Here is a 17,655-nt window from a genome sequence, read left to right on the forward strand (position 1 = left end):
CTATTATCTATATTCTATTATCTATATTCTATTATCTATATTCTATTATCTATATTCTACAATCATAAAAGGTATTTAATTCAAAAAGCACTCTAAGTCAAATTTAGAGTGCTTTTTTATTTATCAAGTAATGTGAGAAGGGAATTTATTCTTATAAGAATTCTCCGTGTTGAGAGATGTCTAATCCTAGTTCTTCTTTTTCTTCAGTAACTCTTAGAGGAGTAATTTTATTTACGATGAAGAATAAAGCATAAGAAGCTACAAAAGCAAAGATTGAAACAATAACTAAAGCAGTCAATTGATTGATGAATAAAGTTGGAGTTCCGAAGATTAAACCTTGATTATCTCCAACTGCAGGGTTGATTGCTTTTGATGCGAAAACACCAGTTAAAAGCATTCCTACCATACCACCAACACCGTGACAAGCAAATACATCTAGAGCATCGTCGATTTTTCCTTTAGGGAATTTGCTTACTACGATGTTACTTACAATTGCAGAGAATAATCCGATGAAGATTGCGTGAGGGATGCTAACAAATCCAGCAGCAGGTGTAATAGCAACTAGACCTACAACAGCTCCGATACAAGCGCCAAGAGCAGATAATTTGTGTCCTAAAATTTTATCAAGGAAAACCCAAGCCATTGCAGCGGCAGCGGCAGCAACAGTAGTAGTTCCTAGAGCTTGAGCAGCAAGACCATTAGCTCCTAAAGCAGATCCAGCGTTGAAACCAAACCATCCAAACCAAAGTAAACCTGTTCCTAATAATACATAAGTAATTCTAGCAGGATTAACTTTTTGAACTTTTCTTTTTCCTAAGAACATAGCTCCAGCCAATGCAGCCCATCCAGCACTCATGTGTACTACAGTTCCTCCAGCGAAGTCAAGAACTCCCATTTTGAAGAAAACTCCATCAGGATGCCAAGTCATGTGAGCAAGCGGAGCATATATCAATAATATGAATAAAACCATGAATAGCAAATAAGCCCAGAAACGTACACGTTCTGCAAAAGCACCTGTAATTAACGCAGGAGTAATGATGGCGAATTTTGCCTGAAATAATGCGAATAATATAAATGGAATTGTTGGTGCAAGGCTCCATGCGGTATTAGTTCCAACTCCTGCAAAGAACAAATTCTCAGACGGGTTTCCGATAATTCCTCCAATTGTTGGTCCAAAAGCCAATCCAAAAGCAACAACTGTCCATAGAATAGTAACAATTACCATTGCCATAAAACTTTGAAGCATAGTACTAATTACGTTTTTCTTACCTACCATACCTCCGTAGAAAAATCCTAATCCAGGTGTCATTAGCAATACAAAAGCAGTGGCAACGATCATCCAGGCAGTATCTCCAGTATCAAATTTTACAGCTTCTGCAGGTATTGGGTTGTCTGCAATAATAAAGTTTGAAATAAAGGTTAGTACCAAAATCGTGATAAGAATCACACTTAAAATAATTTTTCGCATAGTTATTTAGTTTTAAATTTTTTATAAAAGTATAAAATGATTTGATACCCCCTAAAAAAATAGGGTTGTATGCTTTATTTTTGTTAAATTTAAAATTTAACCCCTTTCATTTTGCATGAATTTCTTAAAACAAACTTAAAATTTACAATTTGGCAACATTTTTTTTTCACTTACCATCATTTTTGATAATTTTTGGGGTAATTGATTGCTATTTTTTGTAGGATAATAGATATTTGTTGTTTAAAAAACGTCTGTTGCATGTTGTAGTGGATATTTTTTAATCTTTTTAACAATTTTGATGATTATAATATAAGGATGAGAAATAGAAGTATTAAATGGGGAATAGTAGGATTAGGAAACATTGCAAACCAATTTGCATCAGATTTAGTATTGATTGAAAATGCTGAGCTTACGGCAGTTGCTTCAAGAGATTTAGCTAAAGCGGAGGAATTTGGAGGAAAATTTAATGCTTTAAGAATGTACAATTCGTATGATTTACTTTTTGAAGATTCAGAAGTTGAAATCGTCTACATTGCAACTCCTCATAATTCGCACGCCGAATTATCTATTAAAGCTTTAGAAAGTGGTAAGCACGTGCTTTGCGAAAAGCCAATGTCTTTATCTTTTAAGGACACGCAAAGAATAATAGATGCTTCTAAAAAATACGATAGGTTTTTTATGGAAGCATTCTGGACAAGATTTATTCCTTCTGTTCAAGATGTGCTTCAGAAAATAAGCAACGGAATAATAGGAGACGTAAACTACATAAAAGCCGATTTTGCTTTTCACGGAAGTGAAACAGAAAACAAAAGACTTTTTGATAAAGAACTAGGAGGAGGAGCGCTATTTGATATTGGTGTTTACCCTTTGTTTCTGTCCTATATATTATTAGGATACCCAAAAGAGATTGCCGCGAAAGCGATTAAACATAAAAATGATATCGATCTACAGACTTCGATGATTTTGCAATACGAAACAGCTCAATCGGTTTTGCATGCTTCTATAGTTTCTGAATCTGATATGAAAGCCGTTATTGCAGGAACAAAAGGGAGAATAGAATTAAATGCTCCGTGGTTTATTGCCGATGGCTATTCTTTATATATAAATGAAGAAAAAGAAGCCACATTTACTTTACCAGCTTTAGGAAAAGGATATTCTCATGAAATAATCGAATGTCAAAATTGTATTCTGAGTAATGAAATTGAAAGTAAACTTTGGTCGCATCAAAATTGTTTGGATTTGAGTAGGATAGTGGAGGAAGTTAAGAATAAATCATAATCAATAAAAATCAATATAATACATCCATTCACCAGTTTTTCTATTTTTAGCAAAATAGAAGTTACCGCTGTCAATGATATTTAAGTTTGCTTTTTCATCAGAAGAAATTTGAAATACAAATTCATAATCTTCGCCAAAATCAATTCCTGACTGACGATAGCTTGCATATCCTCCAATTTTATGACCATTACTGTTTTCAAAAAAATCATAATAAGAGCCAATAGTGCCAGAGTCTTCTAGTTCCAGTATTTTGTTTGTGATTTCATCTGAAATCCCGGAAGTATCTTCCCAAACCGGATAATCTTCTTCAATTAATTTATTAGATAAAGGAAAAGCTTTTATAAACGATGCATCATTTTGTAAATCCTTTATAACAATTTTATCTGTGTTTTTGTATTCGCGCAAAACCCAATCATTTCCGTTAGGTGTTAAATCCATAGGGAAATCCTGAGATATAAAAACGGTAATAATTTTAGTTTCTTTTAAAATGTCGGGTACAAAAGGAAACTGATCGAAATATAATTGAAATAAAGGAAGCATTAAGTTCCCTTTTTGATCTAATGGAATTTGTTCGTTTTCATTATATAAATAAACTTTTCCAATCCAGCTTTAAGTAATTGAATTATTTGGCTTGAACCCGCCAGCTATAAATTCAGTCGCATTTTTTTCTAGTACTCTTTTTATTTTTTCTATTTCATCCATTGCCAGTTGATTTTAAAAGAAAAGTAAATTTAAATATATTATCTAAGTTAAAAATCTATTTTCATAAAAATAAAAAGTAATAAAATATTTACAAATATGAATAATTTTGTTTCTAATTGTAATACTTTTACTCTTCAATAATAGATGAGTTTTTATGTTAGTAAAAGTTTACGGAAGTGCCGTTTTTGGAGTTGAAGCCACAACGATTACAGTTGAGGTTCATATGGATAAAGGAATTGGTTATCATTTAGTTGGACTTCCAGATAATGCTATAAAAGAAAGCAGTTTTAGAATTGCCGCTGCTTTAAAGAATAACGGTTTTAGTTTTCCAGGAAAGAAAATTACAGTCAATATGGCGCCTGCAGACCTTCGAAAAGAAGGTTCTTCATACGATTTGACATTGGCAATGGGAATTCTGGTCGGTTCAGATCAGATTAAAGCGCCAGAAATTGAACGCTATATTATTATGGGAGAACTTTCTTTGGATGGAAGTTTACAGCCTATTCGCGGAGCGTTACCCATTGCAATCAAAGCCAAAGAAGAAGGTTATAAAGGATTTTTTCTCCCAATTCAGAATGTAAAAGAAGCGGCTATCGTAGCGGGTTTAGATGTCTATGGGGTTGAAAATCTAAAAGAAATAATTGATTTCTTCGCAGGAAAAGGCACACTCGAACCCACAGTTATCGATACAAGAGCGGAATTTTATAAAACACTCGATTTTCCTGAACATGATTTTTCAGATGTCCGCGGACAAGAAAGCATTAAACGCTGTATGGAAATTGCAGCGGCTGGTGGACATAACATAATTTTGATTGGTCCGCCAGGAGCAGGAAAAACGATGCTGGCCAAACGTGTTCCGAGTATTTTACCGCCAATGACTTTGCGTGAAGCATTGGAAACTACCAAAATTCATAGCGTTGCAGGAAAATTAAAAGAAGTCGGATTGATGAATCAAAGACCTTTTAGAAGTCCGCATCATACGATTTCTAATGTCGCTTTGGTTGGAGGCGGAAGTTACCCTCAGCCAGGAGAAATCTCGATGGCGCATAATGGTGTTTTATTTTTGGATGAATTGCCAGAATTCAAACGCGATGTTTTAGAAGTGATGCGCCAGCCTTTGGAAGATCGTGAAGTAACAATTTCGCGCGCAAAATTTACTATAACCTATCCGTCATCTTTTATGCTAGTGGCAAGCATGAATCCAAGTCCGAGCGGATTCTTTAATGATCCAAGTATGCCCAATACTTCTTCACCGCACGAAATGCAACGTTATATGAGTAAGATTTCAGGGCCATTATTAGACAGAATCGATATTCATATAGAAGTTACTCCAGTTCCGTTTGAGAAATTATCAGATGAGCGAAAATCTGAAAGCAGTGTAGAAATTCGCAAACGAGTTACAGCAGCGAGAGAAATTCAAACGAAACGATTTGAAACGGTAGAAAATGTTCATTACAACGCGCAAATGAGCAGTAAACTAATTCGTGAATTTTGTGTTTTAGATGAAGCTTCAAAAGAATTGCTAAAAACAGCCATGGAAAGATTGAATCTTTCTGCAAGAGCTTACGATCGAATTTTGAAAGTTTCGAGAACCATTGCCGATTTAGATCATTCAGAAAATATTGTTTCTTCACATATTGCCGAGGCTATTCAATATAGAAGTTTGGATAGAGAAGGGTGGTTGGGGTAAATTGTTGATTGTGAAATGTGAAATGTGAAATGTGAAATGTGAAATGTGAAATGGAGACTTTAGCATCTCACATTTCACATTTTACAATATGACAAAGTCTATTCCTTATTTTTTGGATAAAAGAATTTGAAAGAATTAAAAACAGCTGTATGCAGAATCGATCCGTGGTTTTCTTCGGGGAAATAATCGAAGTACGTTTTTACATTTTTGCTTTTGGATGCTTTTAATTTTTCTGCCAGTAAATTGGCGTCAACTTCCATAACATGCGGAATTGCTGTTGGAGCTAATCCTTCTTTGCCGACAGCAATATAAATTTCGGTTGACTGTTTAAAATTTTCTTTCAGCATTTCAGCATCCAAATCAAGCAAAGAACCATTGTTCCACCATAAGCTCGGACTTACAATAACATATTTATTAAAAAGAGCTGGCTTTTTGAGTAAGATTTCAGTTCCTAATAATCCGCCAAGAGATTGGCCGATGATGGTTTTAGAATCGTTTGTCTTGTATTTTTTTTCAATAAAAGGTTGTAGTTCTTTTTCGATAAAAGCAATAAACTGATCCGAATGACCAGTTGTAGGAAAACGAGTTTTATCTTTTTCGATAGTAGTAGGAAAGGTAAAATCTCTTTTTCTGTCAACAGTTGCAATTCCTATAACTATTGATTTTGGAACCTGATTGATCCATTCAAAACTATTAAACTGCACCAATCCAGAAATATGAATAAAATCTTCGTCGGCAGAACCGTCAAGTAAATAAATTACGGGGTATTTTGTAGCTTCAGTTGGATTATAGCCTTCAGGAAGATAAATGTTTAGAATTCTTTTTTCGTTTAATTCTTTCGATTGAATTTCGTCGATAACGCCTAAAACAAAAGGCTTTGAAGTTTCTATGGTTTTAGTTTTATTCTTTTGGCTGAATGCTAAAGTAGAAGAAAAAAGCAAAAAGGCCAGAGCAAAAAATTTGTTCATTGATAGTAAAGTAAAAATGTTTATGTAAAACGAAATTACAATTTTAATATCAGTAAATTCTTCTTTTGTTTTGACCTTTTGTATGTAATTAGATGATTATTTTGCTTTTTCTGCAAAAATAGCATCCAAACCTTCCATTGCAATAGTAAAACCTTCTTTGAAGCCCATTTGGATAATCATTTCCAAATCAGATAGTTTTTCATGTTTAATAACAACATCTACAAAAGTAGAACCCTCTTTTTCAGAAAAAGTTACATCCCAGTCAGAACGCGGAAATTCTTTGTTTAAATTTCCTTCGCTATCGCTAAAAGCATCTAAATATTTAAAATTAGTTTTCGGACTAATTGAAGTAAAATCAGCAATGGCCCAATGCTTTTCGCCTTCTGGTCCAACCATGGCATACAATCTGCGTCCGCCTTCTTTAAATTCCATACTCTTTGTTTCCGATTTCCACGGAGCTGGCGCCCACCATAAATCCAATATTGGAGCTTCTGTCCATGCAGACCAAACTTGAGACAAAGAGGCATTAAATTCGCGTTTTACATTGACAGTATTAGTTTCCTTATCAACAGTAAAATTCATTAAAAGATTTGATTTCATTTTCTTAAGATTTTTAATTCGTTAATAATAATTCGGCTGAATTGACTTTATTTTTCTGCTAAGATTTTGTCCAAACCTTGCATTGCAGAAGTAAATCCTTCTTTAAAGCCCATTTCAATTATTTTTTGCAGTTCTTCAAAACTGTCACGTTTAATCACAATGTCAACAATTGTAGAAGTGCCGTGTTCAGAAAAAGTAATATCCCAAAACGAACTTCCAAATTCAGAATTCGGATTTCCTTCGGCATCAGAAAAAGTAGCAGAATGTTTAAAGTTTGTTTTAGGAGAAATTGAAGAATATTCAAAATAACTCCAGCGCTCAGCACCGTCGGGACCAACCATGGCATATAATCTTCTACCGCCTTCTTTAAACTCCATGTTTTTGGTTTTAGATTTAAACGGAGCTGGCGCCCACCATAAATCTAGAATTTCAGGTTCTGTCCATGCAGACCAAACATTTGATAACGGGGCATCGAATTCGCGTTTTACGCTCACTCTTTTATTTTCCTTGTCTACAGAAAAATTCATTAATAAATCAGTCTTCATTTTCTTTAGATTTTAAGTTAAGTAATACTTGATCTAATTGACTAAAACGCTGTTCCCAAATTGCCTTAAATTGCTCCAGCCATTGATCAATTTCTTTCATTTTATCAATTTTGAGCTGATAATAAATTTCTCTGCCCAATTTCTTTTCTTCCAATAAATCACATTCATTCAGTATTTTAATGTGTTTAGAAACCGCTTGTCTTGTAGTTTGAAACTGCTCTGCAATAGCATTTGGCGTTAATGCAGTTGAGGAAATCAAAACCAATATTGCTCTTCTTGTCGGATCGGCAATAGCTTGAAAAATATCTCTTTTCATTTTTTTGAATATTTATTCGCAACTAATCAGTTGCAAATATACGCAACTTTTTGGTTGCACAATTCAAAAAGACATTTTTTTATTGAAAAAGTTTAAAGCAAAAAGAAAAAGGCGCATCAAAAATGCACCTTTTTCTTTATAATTGTGTTATATAATTACCTTCTAAATTTATTCTTTACAATGATGTCTTTTAGCTTGGCTTTCAGGTCTTCACCTGTATCATACACCATCTGTTCGTTGTTCGGAAAAGCAATAGCGCGTTTGTCAAAATACCCTAAATAATTATCATCGCAAGCGTTTCTGTTCCCTTTGTAAGTCGAATACACATTTTCAAAAACATATTCGCTGCTTATCGGGAAAGTCTGGACTAGCTGATTGCTTTTTAAATCTACATAGTCCACTTTTGCAGTTACCAGACAAGACTTAAATTGTCTGAATTCATAAACCGTTGCGCGAAGTATTTTATAATTATCCACTTTAATTTCCTTACCCAAACTATCCTTTACAGGTCTTCCGCGGTTGTCCAAAAGCGTTTTTACGCCATCTTTAACTTGTCTTTCTTTAACAAATTCTTTCTCTTTAATTTGTTCTGGCGAAATCGCGATTTGTCTGAAATTAAGAATCAAACTATAATCGTACGACACATTTTTTTGTCTTGTGCTATGATAAACCGTCCATTTATCGTTTAATCCGTAGGTTTTAAAATCCAATAAATCTTCCTGAAGCATTTTCGGAATCACCATTTCGGTTTCATTTTTAGCATAAACATCCACAAAATCAGTTCCTTTAAACTGAGCGTCATCCATCAGTTTTTTGGTGTTTTTGTAGCCAGGATTAATGCTTTCCAAATACGCAAAATCATCGTAAGCTTTTCTAAAATCCAATTTGTTATTTGATTTCAAAAGAGTAGATGCGTTTTCATATAAATATTTCGAAAGTGCATTTTTGCTATTTACAATCTCATTCGAATAATTATCAAACGGAAAATTTGCATTTCTTCCCAGCTTCAATAAAGGCAAAGGCAAAATAGGTCTAATTTTTTCCTGACGATTATTTAGCTGTACATAAGTATTATAGATACGTTCGGCATTTGCCGGATTATTTTCTTTATTCAGCATTTCTAGATTACGCAAATCGCGGTCTTTGGCTTTTGCAAAGGCTTCTTCCAACAGATAAACATAATCTTGTTTTCCTTTAGAATCTTTTTTGGTGCGAAGCGCTTCAACGGCGCGATCAATTGCACCGTCGTAATTTCCATCGCTAAGCATTGATTGTGTTGTTTTTACCCCACAAGAAGAAAGGGCTAAAAACAATATAGAAACGAGAAAAGTAATTTTTTGCATAGTGTGTCTTTTGAAGTTGCAAATATATTTTATTTAACTTTCAACAACTATGCCTTTTTCTAATTTATTTAAGGAGCAGAAAAAGCTATTTTCATAAGAACGTTTACTCCCGCTGTCCGCTAAATTCCCGATTAACAAAAACTACGGCTGAAATAGCCTTGTTTTTCTAAATCGGGAGATACCGCTTCCATCGGGGCTAGATTACAGCTTTTGTATTTCAGAGGAAACAAGAAAAAACTAACTTATTCTTCCACTTTTTTATATTCAAAAGTACCCACTTCAGGATTGGTTATAACACGTTTCTGACTGTCAAAAGAATTTATCGTAAACACAACTGGCAGAATAACAGAAACAATTGTCAATTGAGAATTGTCTTTAGATAATTTCCATTTTGCCTTGTGCGATTCCTCTCCAATAACACTTTCAAAATCGCCATTTTCTTTAAAAACCTGAAAAACCTGATCTGTTTTAAAACGTTTTTCAATGCTTTTTTCTTTTCCGTTTTTAGTCCATTTTACCAATTGCCATTTTCCAATAAGTTCTTTAGAAGTTTGCGCTGATGCAGATAAGCCAATTAAAAACAGAAATGCTAAGATTAATTTTTTCATTTTTAAATTTTTAAAGTTGAACTCTAATTTAATGACTTTTAATGATTTGAAAGAAAATTTTACGTTAAGTTGTTAAGCTGTTTTTTAATCAAAACAATTTGCCCTAAATGATAATAACTATGTTCAATCATAGCTTCGATATTTCTTTTATAAGTTCCGTACTGGACTTCTACAAAACCTTCATCCAGTTTTCCGACTGGCATTTGTTCTACTAAAGATGCAAATTCTTCAGCATCATTCCAGAATCGAGTTAGAAAAGAATTCCATTGTTCTTGAGAATGAATTGACGGAAAATCAAAACTAAATTTGTCTTTTATGTCCAAAGTTCCGCCTTTAAAAACCTGATTGATTCCGTTTATGTAGTAATGAATATGCTGCGCCAAAACCGCAATTGTATTTAAGTTTTGAACGGGACTAACTGCAATTTTCCAATCTAGATTTTCGAGCTGATCTCTAAAATTGGTGTTCGCAATCCAAGTTCCGTTTAAAATGACTTCTCTAAAACGATTGGCAATTTCTACTGTACTTTTCATATTCAATAATTTAGGAGTTTATGTTTATGAGCTTATTCCTGCTGAATCCACTCGTATTTTCCGTTTTTTAGATAAATAATTCCGCCTCCACAGCTTTCTTCGGCATGAATAAAAATCCCATCATTTGGAAGTTTTATTTTATCTTCTTCTTTAATTTCTTCTTCGCCCATAATTTCACCGTCATCGTTTACATTGTTCCAGACAATTTCTCCTTTTGGTGCTTTCTCAAATATTCCGACCCAGTCAATTTCGTCAAATCCTTGATTTAAAACAGTATTTCCGAATCCGAAATAATCAGTTCTTTTATTATTTCCAAAAGTTATTTTTAGGCCGCTTTTGTCATTTTTTGTACTTCTGATAATTTCTACGAGTTCGTTTTTTCCATCTCCGTCTAAATCGCAACTTATTTGGTTGGTTTTATGTTTTTTAGAAATTACCAATGTATCAGCTTCCTCAATGTTAATTTCAGCATTAGTTTTCGGTTTTAATGCGACTTCTAAATCTTTTTGGGTAGTTGAGGGTGTTTCGGTTTTAGTTTCATTTTTACATGAAATTACAATTAGGGACAAAAGCAATAAAGTTTGGATTTTCATTATTTTATTATTTTGGCTTTGAAAAATTCAAGGCTAATATAAAAAAATACGTACAGAATCTAAAGTGTTTTTTAGTAGTTCTTAAATGACGTAATGAATTTTATACGCTGACTTTTGATAAATTTTAAATGTATTGTAGCCACCAATATGTATGTTCCGATTTATATTTTCCAAACCATCGGCAAGGTTTATAAAGTAGGACAACAACAAAAATCCAAATTAGATAAATTAACCAAAGAGATAAACCGCTTTCTATGCCTTTTGGCCTTCCAAAAATTCCGGTTGCAAATTCAAATTGCGAAAAGTTGAAACCTTGAGCAAAAAGCATAAGAAGTGTTAGAAAATGAATAACATAAAAATGAACGACAAAATAAAATAAAGGTACTTTTCCGTAGACCAAAGACACTTTTTTGATTCTGTTTGTGAATTGTTCTGCAAATGCTAGAAGCAAAAACATAATTCCTAAAGTTGCTAAACAAAATAGGAGAGAAGGAGGATATTTTGTCACATTAATAAATGACAAAAAAGTAAAAACGACATTTTTTTGTGTGGCCCATAAAGCTGGATCTCCATAAATATTTACAAAACGAATTATGATAAATAAGACTAATGCGGTTAAACCAATTTTTGTAAATAGTTGTTTTCTTTTCTCTTCAGTCCATTCAAAGAATTTACCAGTTGCAAAACCAACAAGCATAATTCCAAGCCACGGAATCGGCGGATAACCCATTATAAAAGCTCTTCCTGAAAACGGAAATACTATTGGACTAAATAGCGGTGCTAAGACAGTTTTTAAAATCGAATTTTCTGCAAATGGAATAAGCGGTGTGAGATTGTGAAAAAAGAGTATAAGAAGTCCAATAATTCCTAATGTCTGTGAACGGATTTTCAGTAATGCACTTAAAATGATAAAACCAAAACCTATTGCTGCAATCACTTCAAACAAAAGAGAATGAAAACCAATATCGAAGAATAAACCAAAATTGACAATTGTAAATTCAAGGACAACTAACCAAATTCCTCTTTTGAGTAAAAACTTTCTGGTTTCAGAAACATTATTTTTGTTTTGAAGCGAAAGATAAACCGAAGTTCCGGCCAGAAAAACAAAAGTAGGCGCGCATAAATGAGTTATAAAACGCGTAAAAAACAGTAAAGGTGAAGTAGTTGTTAAATCGGTTGGACTTTGCGTAATAGAATCAACATGCATCAAATCTCGAACATGATCGAGCGCCATAATAATCATTACAATTCCGCGGACAATGTCGATTGATGGCTGTCGTTTCATGGGTTTGATTTTTAAATACTTAAGAGTAAATCTAATGAATTATTTTTTAAGTATTTAAGCAATATTAGTAATTGTAAATGAATTGCCTCCAGCTTTAGCTGGAGGTATATTTGATAAAAGTAAAAAGGCTTTAGCCAAAAAAAGATTTGGCTAAAGCCCTATGAGAAAGACTTTATTATTAACCTCCAGCTAAAGCTGGAGGCAATGGAAAAATATATTTATTTAGATTTTCTAATCTTGACCTGATATACAATTTCCCAAAAAATAATAGAAAGAACCGCATTCGCAAAAATGGCCGTTTTAACCTGATACGGATCATAATCTACAAGCAGATGCAAATTGGTAAACTGTAAAGCTAGAAACATAGCCAAAGCCGCAATTCCGACAGCGCAAAGTACATTAAGCAAAGGTTTCCATTTTAGGGCTGTAAAAGCATAAATAAGATTCAAGATACCAAAGCCAACTCCAAGAGTTACAAAACCATCACCTTTAAATTTCTCATTTAATTCAAGAAAAAAATGCGTAGAAGTAAGGTATAAAAAGAAAAGAATAGAGTAAATCAGGATTCGTACTTGAGGTTTCATTTTGATGTTTTTAATGATAATATTTTTTATACGAAGATAATACTAAATGTTGAATGCATTGTGAAACCCTAGAACTTCATAAATTATCAAGCTCGATTTTAAATTTTTCAATTTGCCTTCTGTGACGTAAAATATGCACAATAGCATGCTCCATAATTTGTTCTATATCATAAACTTGTCCCCAAGAAGTTATTATTTTTTTCTGATTGTCTAATTCTTCTAATTGACTGTCGCTAAAATTTTTAATTACATTTTCTGTGAAAACAAAAAAAGCAGTTAGATCATTTTGATAATCAGAAATAGTATTTCTGTAAACAAGATTAGGAACTTCGTTTTGCTCTCCTAATAATTTTTGAACATACAAAGCGTAAGCATATCCAGAACGAACAACATGCGCAAGAATCGATTGAACAGATAGATTATTGATTGTTGTAGTAATTGCAGTAGCGTTAATGCAAGAGATTGTTTTACTTAAATCTAAAATTGCTCTTTCGTATTCATCAAGTAAAGCTCCGATGGTGCCTTGTCTGTATGTTTTAGTCATGTTTTGAACGTTTAACTAAGTTTCTCAACTTTTTCATTTTTTGTTTATTCTAAAAGCGCTTCTACTTTAGTTTCCGATTTTTCTTTTAACGGACTATCTGGCTGCAGACTCCAAATAACTAGAAATCTACCTTTTGCTATATATTCTTCTGGATGTTCAGCTGTTGGCTCGCCAGCTTTTCCCCAAAGTAAACCTTGCAGGAATCTATCGCCTTTAAAAACATGATCAAATTCAAAATACATAATTGAACCACGATCTGCTTTGCTTTTAAAACTCTGAATCGCTTTACTTTTTACAGTTCCAACAATGTTACTGTAGGTTTCAATATCGTTGTAAAAACTACAAGCTTGTGGCGTTATGCAAATATTACCGTCGCTTACCATATAACCACCTTTTGGAATTTCTTTTGGTTTAAGTTTTAAATCAGCAAGAGTTTGGCTGAATAAATTTGCTGTAAATAACACGAATAGTGCCGATAGGGGAATCGTAATTTTCATGGTTTTGGGTTTTGATTTGGGATGCTAAAATAAGATTTTATTTTATTGAGATCGATTTTAAAATTCGAACTAACTTCTAAAAACATTAATAGTTTTTGATAAAATTAAATACAATTGAAAGGCAGTTATAGAAATCGTAATAAGTGTGAGATAAGCAGAAGAATTAATAAGTTTATTGTTTTCTATCTGTAATTGTTTTGCAATATTTACTCTTCTGTTATTTAGGGTTTTTAAGAAATGCATTAATACGATTGACCAGCTAAACATTAAAAGTACAAAAAACGCAAAGCCATTTGGCATTTCTTCGATGTTTAGTAAAGTATAAATTTTGGTAAAAACTATTGCAATTACAAAATAGACTAATGCGTACAAAAGTATTTTTTTTAGTCCATTTTCAGATTTTAGAAAATAAAAAATGGAGCAATTTAGTAGGACAATAAAAAGGGCAAGAAGAAGATATGACATTTTGTTTCTGGGCTTAAAAAAAGCACAAAGTAAATCTCTGTGCTTTTGTAAAATTTATATTTCTAAGGAATTATTTTCCTTTTAGTAATTTTTCTAAATATTCAACTTTGTCTTTTTCAGCCTGAACCAAACGCTCGTAAAGTTCTACAACTTTGTCAAGTGGATTGAAAGTGCATTCATTATTAGTTATGAAACTTCCAGAAACAGATTCATTAAATGTATTGAAATAATTAATCACATTTTCTTCTGAAAAGCTTTCAATTGCTTCTGTTGTTACACCTAAAGCTTTTGCAATTTCAACAAGTTTATCTTCATCAACAGTTTCGCTTGCTTCAATATTAGAAATCGTCTGTTGGCTTAAACCAATTGCAATTGCAAGCGCTTCTTGCTTCATACCTTTAAGCTCTCTGATTCGGCTGATGTTTCTGCCGATATGTTTTGGTTTTGATGTTGTGCTCATAATTTCAAAGGTATTTAAAATTTTGATTATTTGAATAAAGTAAAAAGATGTTTTTTCTGATAGAATTTTAATTTTTCTTTTAAAAACTTTTATCTTCTTCGTTTACGCTTTTCATTAATGGGAATTTGATTGGATGGTGTTAATTCGTTTAAACATTGCTGATAAATTTCTTCTTGCCATTTTTCAAAAAGTTCAATTAAGTCAAAAAATAATTTTTCGGATGAATTTTCAGGTTGCGGCTTTTTGAACAAATTTCCTATTCTGATATTGTGTGATTTGCCCAAATGATTAATAACATAATCTTCCTTGGCTTGGTCCTCCATAAATATATCAGAATAATAATGTTTCAATTCTAAATGATCGAGTTTTTGTATTTCTAAAATTATGTTTTTAATTTCAGAAGGTATTTCGCATTCGAATTGCTTTTCAAATTTCTCAATTTTTTTTGTACGAAACGTCATGTCGATCTTACATTCAAAAATGATATCAATATAAATTCCTAATCTTAATAATCTTTCTGTCCAACCATCAAACTGGTCATACGAAAGAATGTAGTCTTCATGTAATTTTAAATTTCCAGTTGATGAGTCTATTTTTCGTATGTTAAGTACTTCAAAGTCCATTTTTGTAAGTATTGAAAGTATTCAGGTAAGATATTAAATATTTTTTATTTTGGATCAAGTATACTCTTATTCTTGTCAAATGACAAATATTGCAATTACTTTGCGTGGGCTTCGACTTCGCTCAGCCGGACAGACGTTTAGGAATCTAAAATCTGAACTCAAAAATCTAAAATAAAAAAATCCCGCCTCTATTAAGAAACGGGACTTCGATGATATTTTGGTTTTAAGATTAAAAGCTTAGTTTAAACTCGATTTTATTAATTTCATCTTGTTTTCCAGATTGAAACTCAATATTTTTAAGATTATTGAGAGATGTGTCAACAATAATCTTTGAGTCTTTTGTAGTTAATCTTTTAGTCTTAATTATTTTTTTTACACTTTTCATCTTCTTTTCCTTTTAATTAAAAAACCATCATAGTCTTTTTTATAATCAAATGGCTCATCTATGATTTTATTATTTTCAATCATTCTTGCACCAAATATATCAAAAGTTTCTGATAATTCCTTTAGATTTAACATTATGGCTCTTTTGTAAGTGTTTGTTCTTTTGGTGTCACTTCCTCTAAAAAATATTGTTATGTGCGGATTAACACTTGTAAATTCGTATGCAGTTTTTACTACGGTTGCCAAAACCATTCTAATGTCTCCATTATCATTTATGACTTGATCATCTACAATGTATTTCTTTTTTAAAGAATCGTATTTTAAATCTCCAAAACCAAGATTGTATACATTTGGGTTTGTAGTAGGGGAATAAACAACTACTTTTCTAAAATTGCCTTTACGTCCAGTGCTTACAAAATTAAATACTGTAGATAATTCATTTTTAATAAGAGTATAATTTTTGTAATTCATTTACATGTAAAATTCTTACAAATTTAAAGCTTTTATAAATGTATTCAATTTTTTTTTTGAGATGAAATTTCATAAAAAAAATCCCGCCTCAATTAAGAAACGGGATTAAAGTGATATTCTCTTTTTTTCTATTGTTAAACTGTAGCAGCAACTTCTTCTGGCAACGGAATTTGATTTTTAAGTAAATCTTCAAATGTTTCAGCTTGGCGAATCAAGATTCCTTGTCCGTTCATCCAAAGAACTTCGGCTGGTTTGTATCTTGAATTGTAGTTTGAAGACATTGAGAAACAATATGCTCCTGCATTTCTGAAAGATAAAATGTCTCCTTCAGTAATTTCCTGAATTCTGCGGTTGTTTGCAAAAGTATCTGTTTCGCAAATGTATCCTACAACTGAGTAAAAACGCTCTTTTCCTTTTGGGTTTGAGATGTTTTCAATATGGTGTGAAGATCCGTACAACATTGGACGAATTAAGTGGTTGAAACCACTGTCAACTCCAGCGAAAACTGTTGATGTTGTTTGTTTTACTACGTTTACTTTTACTAAGAAATGACCTGCTTCGCTCACTAGGAATTTTCCTGGTTCGAAAATCAAAGTTAAATCTCTTCCGTATTCAGTACAGAAAGCGTTGAATCTTTTAGATAATTTTTTACCTAGTTCTTCGATGTCTGTTTCAATATCGTCTTTTTTGTAAGGAACTTTGAATCCGCTTCCGAAATCTAAGAATTGTAAATCTTTGAAATGTTTTGCTGTATCAAATAAGATTTCGGCAGCATACAAGAATACTTCGATATCTAAAATATCAGATCCTGTGTGCATGTGAATTCCAACAATGCTCATTTTTGTATTCTCCACAATTCGCAAAATATGCGGAATCTGGTGAACAGAAATTCCGAATTTACTATCGATATGTCCAACAGAAATGTTAGCGTTTCCGCCCGCCATTACGTGTGGATTGATACGAATACATACCGGAATATGTGGATGTTTTGTTCCGAATTGCTCCAGAATAGATAAATTATCGATATTAATTTGTACACCCATTGCGGCAACTTCTTCGATTTCTTCTAGAGAAACTCCGTTTGGTGTAAAGAAAATTCTTTCGGGTTCATAGCCAGCATGAAGTCCTAATAAAACTTCCTGAATTGATACAGTGTCTAAACCAGACCCCATGTTCTTTAATAACTGTAGAATCGCAACGTTTGACAATGCCTTCATGGCGTAATTAACTCTTAAGTTTTCTACCTTAGAGAAAGCTTTAGTTAATCTGTTGTACTGAGATTGGATTTTTTCAGCATCGTAAACATACAATGGACTTCCAAATTGGTCTGCTAACTGCAGTAAATCTTTTGCTTGCATTTTTAAATCATTTTGGGCAAAGTTATTACACTTTTATCTATCAGCAAATAATTTGTAGAAAAATAACAAATTATAACAAATTGTTTTATTTTAAACAAAAAGTTGCTGTTTTTCGAATTTTATAACCTTTTTAGAGGTGCTGAGGTTCTAAGATGCTAAGTTACTAAGTTTTTTTGGCTCGAATTCGCGAATTAACTTATTCTTAAATGCTGTTAAAATTGTTTTTTGCCACAGATTTGCTTCGTCTGTTCGCTATCGCTCGAGTCGTGGCGGAAAAAATAATCTGTGGCTAAAAAAAAACAAAACCCCTGAATATTAAATTCAAGGGTTTGTTAGTAGT

At 32.5% G+C, this 17,655-nt stretch carries 21 protein-coding genes and 1 pseudogene; 2 read left to right on the forward strand and 20 right to left on the reverse strand.

The features are described from left to right. Positions 1 to 151 precede the first annotated feature (151 nt). Positions 152 to 1,468, reverse strand: coding sequence for an ammonium transporter (locus BSF41_RS20295; RefSeq protein WP_095931329.1), 1,317 nt, complete (start codon positions 1,466 to 1,468; stop codon positions 152 to 154). 315 nt (positions 1,469 to 1,783) lie between these two features. Here BSF41_RS20295 and BSF41_RS20300 point away from each other — a divergent pair, with 315 nt between their 5' ends. After that, positions 1,784 to 2,746 (forward strand): Gfo/Idh/MocA family protein, encoded by a 963-nt coding sequence (locus BSF41_RS20300; protein WP_095931330.1) that lies wholly within the window; start codon positions 1,784 to 1,786, stop codon positions 2,744 to 2,746. On the opposite strand, the gene BSF41_RS20305 is transcribed toward BSF41_RS20300, so the two are convergent. Next, a complete protein-coding gene (locus BSF41_RS20305; RefSeq protein WP_256385531.1) occupies positions 2,747 to 3,349 on the reverse strand; it encodes a DUF1963 domain-containing protein in 603 nt (200 codons plus the stop codon). A gap of 253 nt (positions 3,350 to 3,602) precedes the next feature. Here BSF41_RS20305 and BSF41_RS20310 point away from each other — a divergent pair, with 253 nt between their 5' ends. Further along, positions 3,603 to 5,138, forward strand: a complete 1,536-nt coding sequence (locus BSF41_RS20310) for a YifB family Mg chelatase-like AAA ATPase (RefSeq protein ID WP_095931331.1) — start codon at positions 3,603 to 3,605, stop codon at positions 5,136 to 5,138. 98 nt (positions 5,139 to 5,236) lie between these two features. Here BSF41_RS20310 and BSF41_RS20315 read toward each other — a convergent pair whose 3' ends face one another. The 18 genes and pseudogenes from BSF41_RS20315 to lysA all read right to left on the reverse strand — a co-directional run. After that, positions 5,237 to 6,106 carry an alpha/beta hydrolase gene (locus BSF41_RS20315; protein WP_095931332.1) on the reverse strand — a complete coding sequence of 290 codons (870 nt, stop codon included), beginning with the start codon at positions 6,104 to 6,106 and terminating at the stop codon, positions 5,237 to 5,239. A gap of 96 nt (positions 6,107 to 6,202) precedes the next feature. Further along, the gene (locus BSF41_RS20320) at positions 6,203 to 6,706 is read right to left on the reverse strand and encodes an SRPBCC domain-containing protein (protein WP_095931333.1); all 504 of its coding nucleotides are present in this window, start codon (positions 6,704 to 6,706) and stop codon (positions 6,203 to 6,205) included. 47 nt (positions 6,707 to 6,753) lie between these two features. Next, entirely contained in the window at positions 6,754 to 7,251 is a 498-nt protein-coding gene (locus BSF41_RS20325; RefSeq protein WP_095931334.1) for an SRPBCC domain-containing protein, read from the reverse strand. Continuing rightward, on the reverse strand, positions 7,241 to 7,567 hold the full coding sequence (locus BSF41_RS20330; RefSeq protein WP_095931335.1) for a helix-turn-helix transcriptional regulator: 327 nt from the start codon (positions 7,565 to 7,567) through the stop codon (positions 7,241 to 7,243). Before BSF41_RS20330 ends, BSF41_RS20325 begins: the two co-directional genes overlap by 11 nt. Before the next feature lie 155 nt (positions 7,568 to 7,722). Beyond that, a complete protein-coding gene (locus BSF41_RS20335; protein WP_095931336.1) occupies positions 7,723 to 8,910 on the reverse strand; it encodes a hypothetical protein in 1,188 nt (395 codons plus the stop codon). Between the two features lie 242 nt (positions 8,911 to 9,152). Then, positions 9,153 to 9,518, reverse strand: coding sequence for a hypothetical protein (locus BSF41_RS20340; protein WP_095931337.1), 366 nt, complete (start codon positions 9,516 to 9,518; stop codon positions 9,153 to 9,155). Between the two features lie 59 nt (positions 9,519 to 9,577). Then, positions 9,578 to 10,051 carry a DUF1572 domain-containing protein gene (locus BSF41_RS20345; RefSeq protein WP_095931338.1) on the reverse strand — a complete coding sequence of 158 codons (474 nt, stop codon included), beginning with the start codon at positions 10,049 to 10,051 and terminating at the stop codon, positions 9,578 to 9,580. 32 nt (positions 10,052 to 10,083) lie between these two features. Next, positions 10,084 to 10,644: a hypothetical protein gene (locus BSF41_RS20350; RefSeq protein ID WP_095931339.1), complete on the reverse strand. Its 561-nt coding sequence runs from the start codon at positions 10,642 to 10,644 to the stop codon at positions 10,084 to 10,086. A gap of 124 nt (positions 10,645 to 10,768) precedes the next feature. Further along, positions 10,769 to 11,929: a DUF1624 domain-containing protein gene (locus tag BSF41_RS20355; protein ID WP_095931340.1), complete on the reverse strand. Its 1,161-nt coding sequence runs from the start codon at positions 11,927 to 11,929 to the stop codon at positions 10,769 to 10,771. A 218-nt stretch (positions 11,930 to 12,147) separates the two neighbouring features. Continuing rightward, positions 12,148 to 12,513, reverse strand: a complete 366-nt coding sequence (locus BSF41_RS20360; protein ID WP_095931341.1) for a hypothetical protein — start codon at positions 12,511 to 12,513, stop codon at positions 12,148 to 12,150. A 76-nt stretch (positions 12,514 to 12,589) separates the two neighbouring features. Next, complete coding sequence (locus BSF41_RS20365) at positions 12,590 to 13,057, reverse strand: damage-inducible protein DinB (RefSeq protein WP_095931342.1); 468 nt, start codon at positions 13,055 to 13,057, stop codon at positions 12,590 to 12,592. Positions 13,058 to 13,101: 44 nt separating this feature from the next. Continuing rightward, positions 13,102 to 13,554 carry a hypothetical protein gene (locus BSF41_RS20370; protein WP_095931343.1) on the reverse strand — a complete coding sequence of 151 codons (453 nt, stop codon included), beginning with the start codon at positions 13,552 to 13,554 and terminating at the stop codon, positions 13,102 to 13,104. A gap of 69 nt (positions 13,555 to 13,623) precedes the next feature. After that, positions 13,624 to 13,926 carry a hypothetical protein gene (locus BSF41_RS20375; RefSeq protein WP_141248173.1) on the reverse strand — a complete coding sequence of 101 codons (303 nt, stop codon included), beginning with the start codon at positions 13,924 to 13,926 and terminating at the stop codon, positions 13,624 to 13,626. A gap of 163 nt (positions 13,927 to 14,089) precedes the next feature. Next, complete coding sequence (locus BSF41_RS20380) at positions 14,090 to 14,479, reverse strand: helix-turn-helix domain-containing protein (protein WP_095931345.1); 390 nt, start codon at positions 14,477 to 14,479, stop codon at positions 14,090 to 14,092. An 89-nt stretch (positions 14,480 to 14,568) separates the two neighbouring features. After that, positions 14,569 to 15,102, reverse strand: coding sequence for a hypothetical protein (locus BSF41_RS20385; RefSeq protein ID WP_095931346.1), 534 nt, complete (start codon positions 15,100 to 15,102; stop codon positions 14,569 to 14,571). 229 nt (positions 15,103 to 15,331) lie between these two features. After that, positions 15,332 to 15,487 (reverse strand): hypothetical protein, encoded by a 156-nt coding sequence (locus BSF41_RS23825; protein ID WP_172426947.1) that lies wholly within the window; start codon positions 15,485 to 15,487, stop codon positions 15,332 to 15,334. Further along, complete coding sequence (locus BSF41_RS20390) at positions 15,484 to 15,957, reverse strand: hypothetical protein (protein ID WP_095931347.1); 474 nt, start codon at positions 15,955 to 15,957, stop codon at positions 15,484 to 15,486. Before BSF41_RS20390 ends, BSF41_RS23825 begins: the two co-directional genes overlap by 4 nt. Before the next feature lie 134 nt (positions 15,958 to 16,091). Continuing rightward, a pseudogene (lysA, locus tag BSF41_RS20395) lies at positions 16,092 to 17,318 on the reverse strand (diaminopimelate decarboxylase); the annotation flags it as partial. Positions 17,319 to 17,655 lie beyond the last annotated feature (337 nt).

This window comes from Flavobacterium sp. ACN2, from assembly GCF_002303885.1.
GTDB lineage: Bacteria > Bacteroidota > Bacteroidia > Flavobacteriales > Flavobacteriaceae > Flavobacterium.

What these genes read in the sequence shown, in the direction of transcription:
- BSF41_RS20295 (WP_095931329.1), bottom strand. Translation starts at nt 1,468, where the DNA reads ATGCGAAAAATTATTTTAAGTGTGATTCTTATCACGATTTTGGTACTA.
- BSF41_RS20300 (WP_095931330.1), top strand. Translation starts at nt 1,784, where the DNA reads ATGAGAAATAGAAGTATTAAATGGGGAATAGTAGGATTAGGAAACATT.
- BSF41_RS20310 (WP_095931331.1), top strand. Translation starts at nt 3,603, where the DNA reads ATGTTAGTAAAAGTTTACGGAAGTGCCGTTTTTGGAGTTGAAGCCACA.
- BSF41_RS20315 (WP_095931332.1), bottom strand. Translation starts at nt 6,106, where the DNA reads ATGAACAAATTTTTTGCTCTGGCCTTTTTGCTTTTTTCTTCTACTTTA.
- BSF41_RS20320 (WP_095931333.1), bottom strand. Translation starts at nt 6,706, where the DNA reads ATGAAATCAAATCTTTTAATGAATTTTACTGTTGATAAGGAAACTAAT.
- BSF41_RS20325 (WP_095931334.1), bottom strand. Translation starts at nt 7,251, where the DNA reads ATGAAGACTGATTTATTAATGAATTTTTCTGTAGACAAGGAAAATAAA.
- BSF41_RS20330 (WP_095931335.1), bottom strand. Translation starts at nt 7,567, where the DNA reads ATGAAAAGAGATATTTTTCAAGCTATTGCCGATCCGACAAGAAGAGCA.
- BSF41_RS20335 (WP_095931336.1), bottom strand. Translation starts at nt 8,910, where the DNA reads ATGCAAAAAATTACTTTTCTCGTTTCTATATTGTTTTTAGCCCTTTCT.
- BSF41_RS20340 (WP_095931337.1), bottom strand. Translation starts at nt 9,518, where the DNA reads ATGAAAAAATTAATCTTAGCATTTCTGTTTTTAATTGGCTTATCTGCA.
- BSF41_RS20345 (WP_095931338.1), bottom strand. Translation starts at nt 10,051, where the DNA reads ATGAAAAGTACAGTAGAAATTGCCAATCGTTTTAGAGAAGTCATTTTA.
- BSF41_RS20350 (WP_095931339.1), bottom strand. Translation starts at nt 10,644, where the DNA reads ATGAAAATCCAAACTTTATTGCTTTTGTCCCTAATTGTAATTTCATGT.
- BSF41_RS20355 (WP_095931340.1), bottom strand. Translation starts at nt 11,929, where the DNA reads ATGAAACGACAGCCATCAATCGACATTGTCCGCGGAATTGTAATGATT.
- BSF41_RS20360 (WP_095931341.1), bottom strand. Translation starts at nt 12,513, where the DNA reads ATGAAACCTCAAGTACGAATCCTGATTTACTCTATTCTTTTCTTTTTA.
- BSF41_RS20365 (WP_095931342.1), bottom strand. Translation starts at nt 13,057, where the DNA reads ATGACTAAAACATACAGACAAGGCACCATCGGAGCTTTACTTGATGAA.
- BSF41_RS20370 (WP_095931343.1), bottom strand. Translation starts at nt 13,554, where the DNA reads ATGAAAATTACGATTCCCCTATCGGCACTATTCGTGTTATTTACAGCA.
- BSF41_RS20380 (WP_095931345.1), bottom strand. Translation starts at nt 14,479, where the DNA reads ATGAGCACAACATCAAAACCAAAACATATCGGCAGAAACATCAGCCGA.
- BSF41_RS20385 (WP_095931346.1), bottom strand. Translation starts at nt 15,102, where the DNA reads ATGGACTTTGAAGTACTTAACATACGAAAAATAGACTCATCAACTGGA.
- BSF41_RS23825 (WP_172426947.1), bottom strand. Translation starts at nt 15,487, where the DNA reads ATGAAAAGTGTAAAAAAAATAATTAAGACTAAAAGATTAACTACAAAA.
- BSF41_RS20390 (WP_095931347.1), bottom strand. Translation starts at nt 15,957, where the DNA reads ATGAATTACAAAAATTATACTCTTATTAAAAATGAATTATCTACAGTA.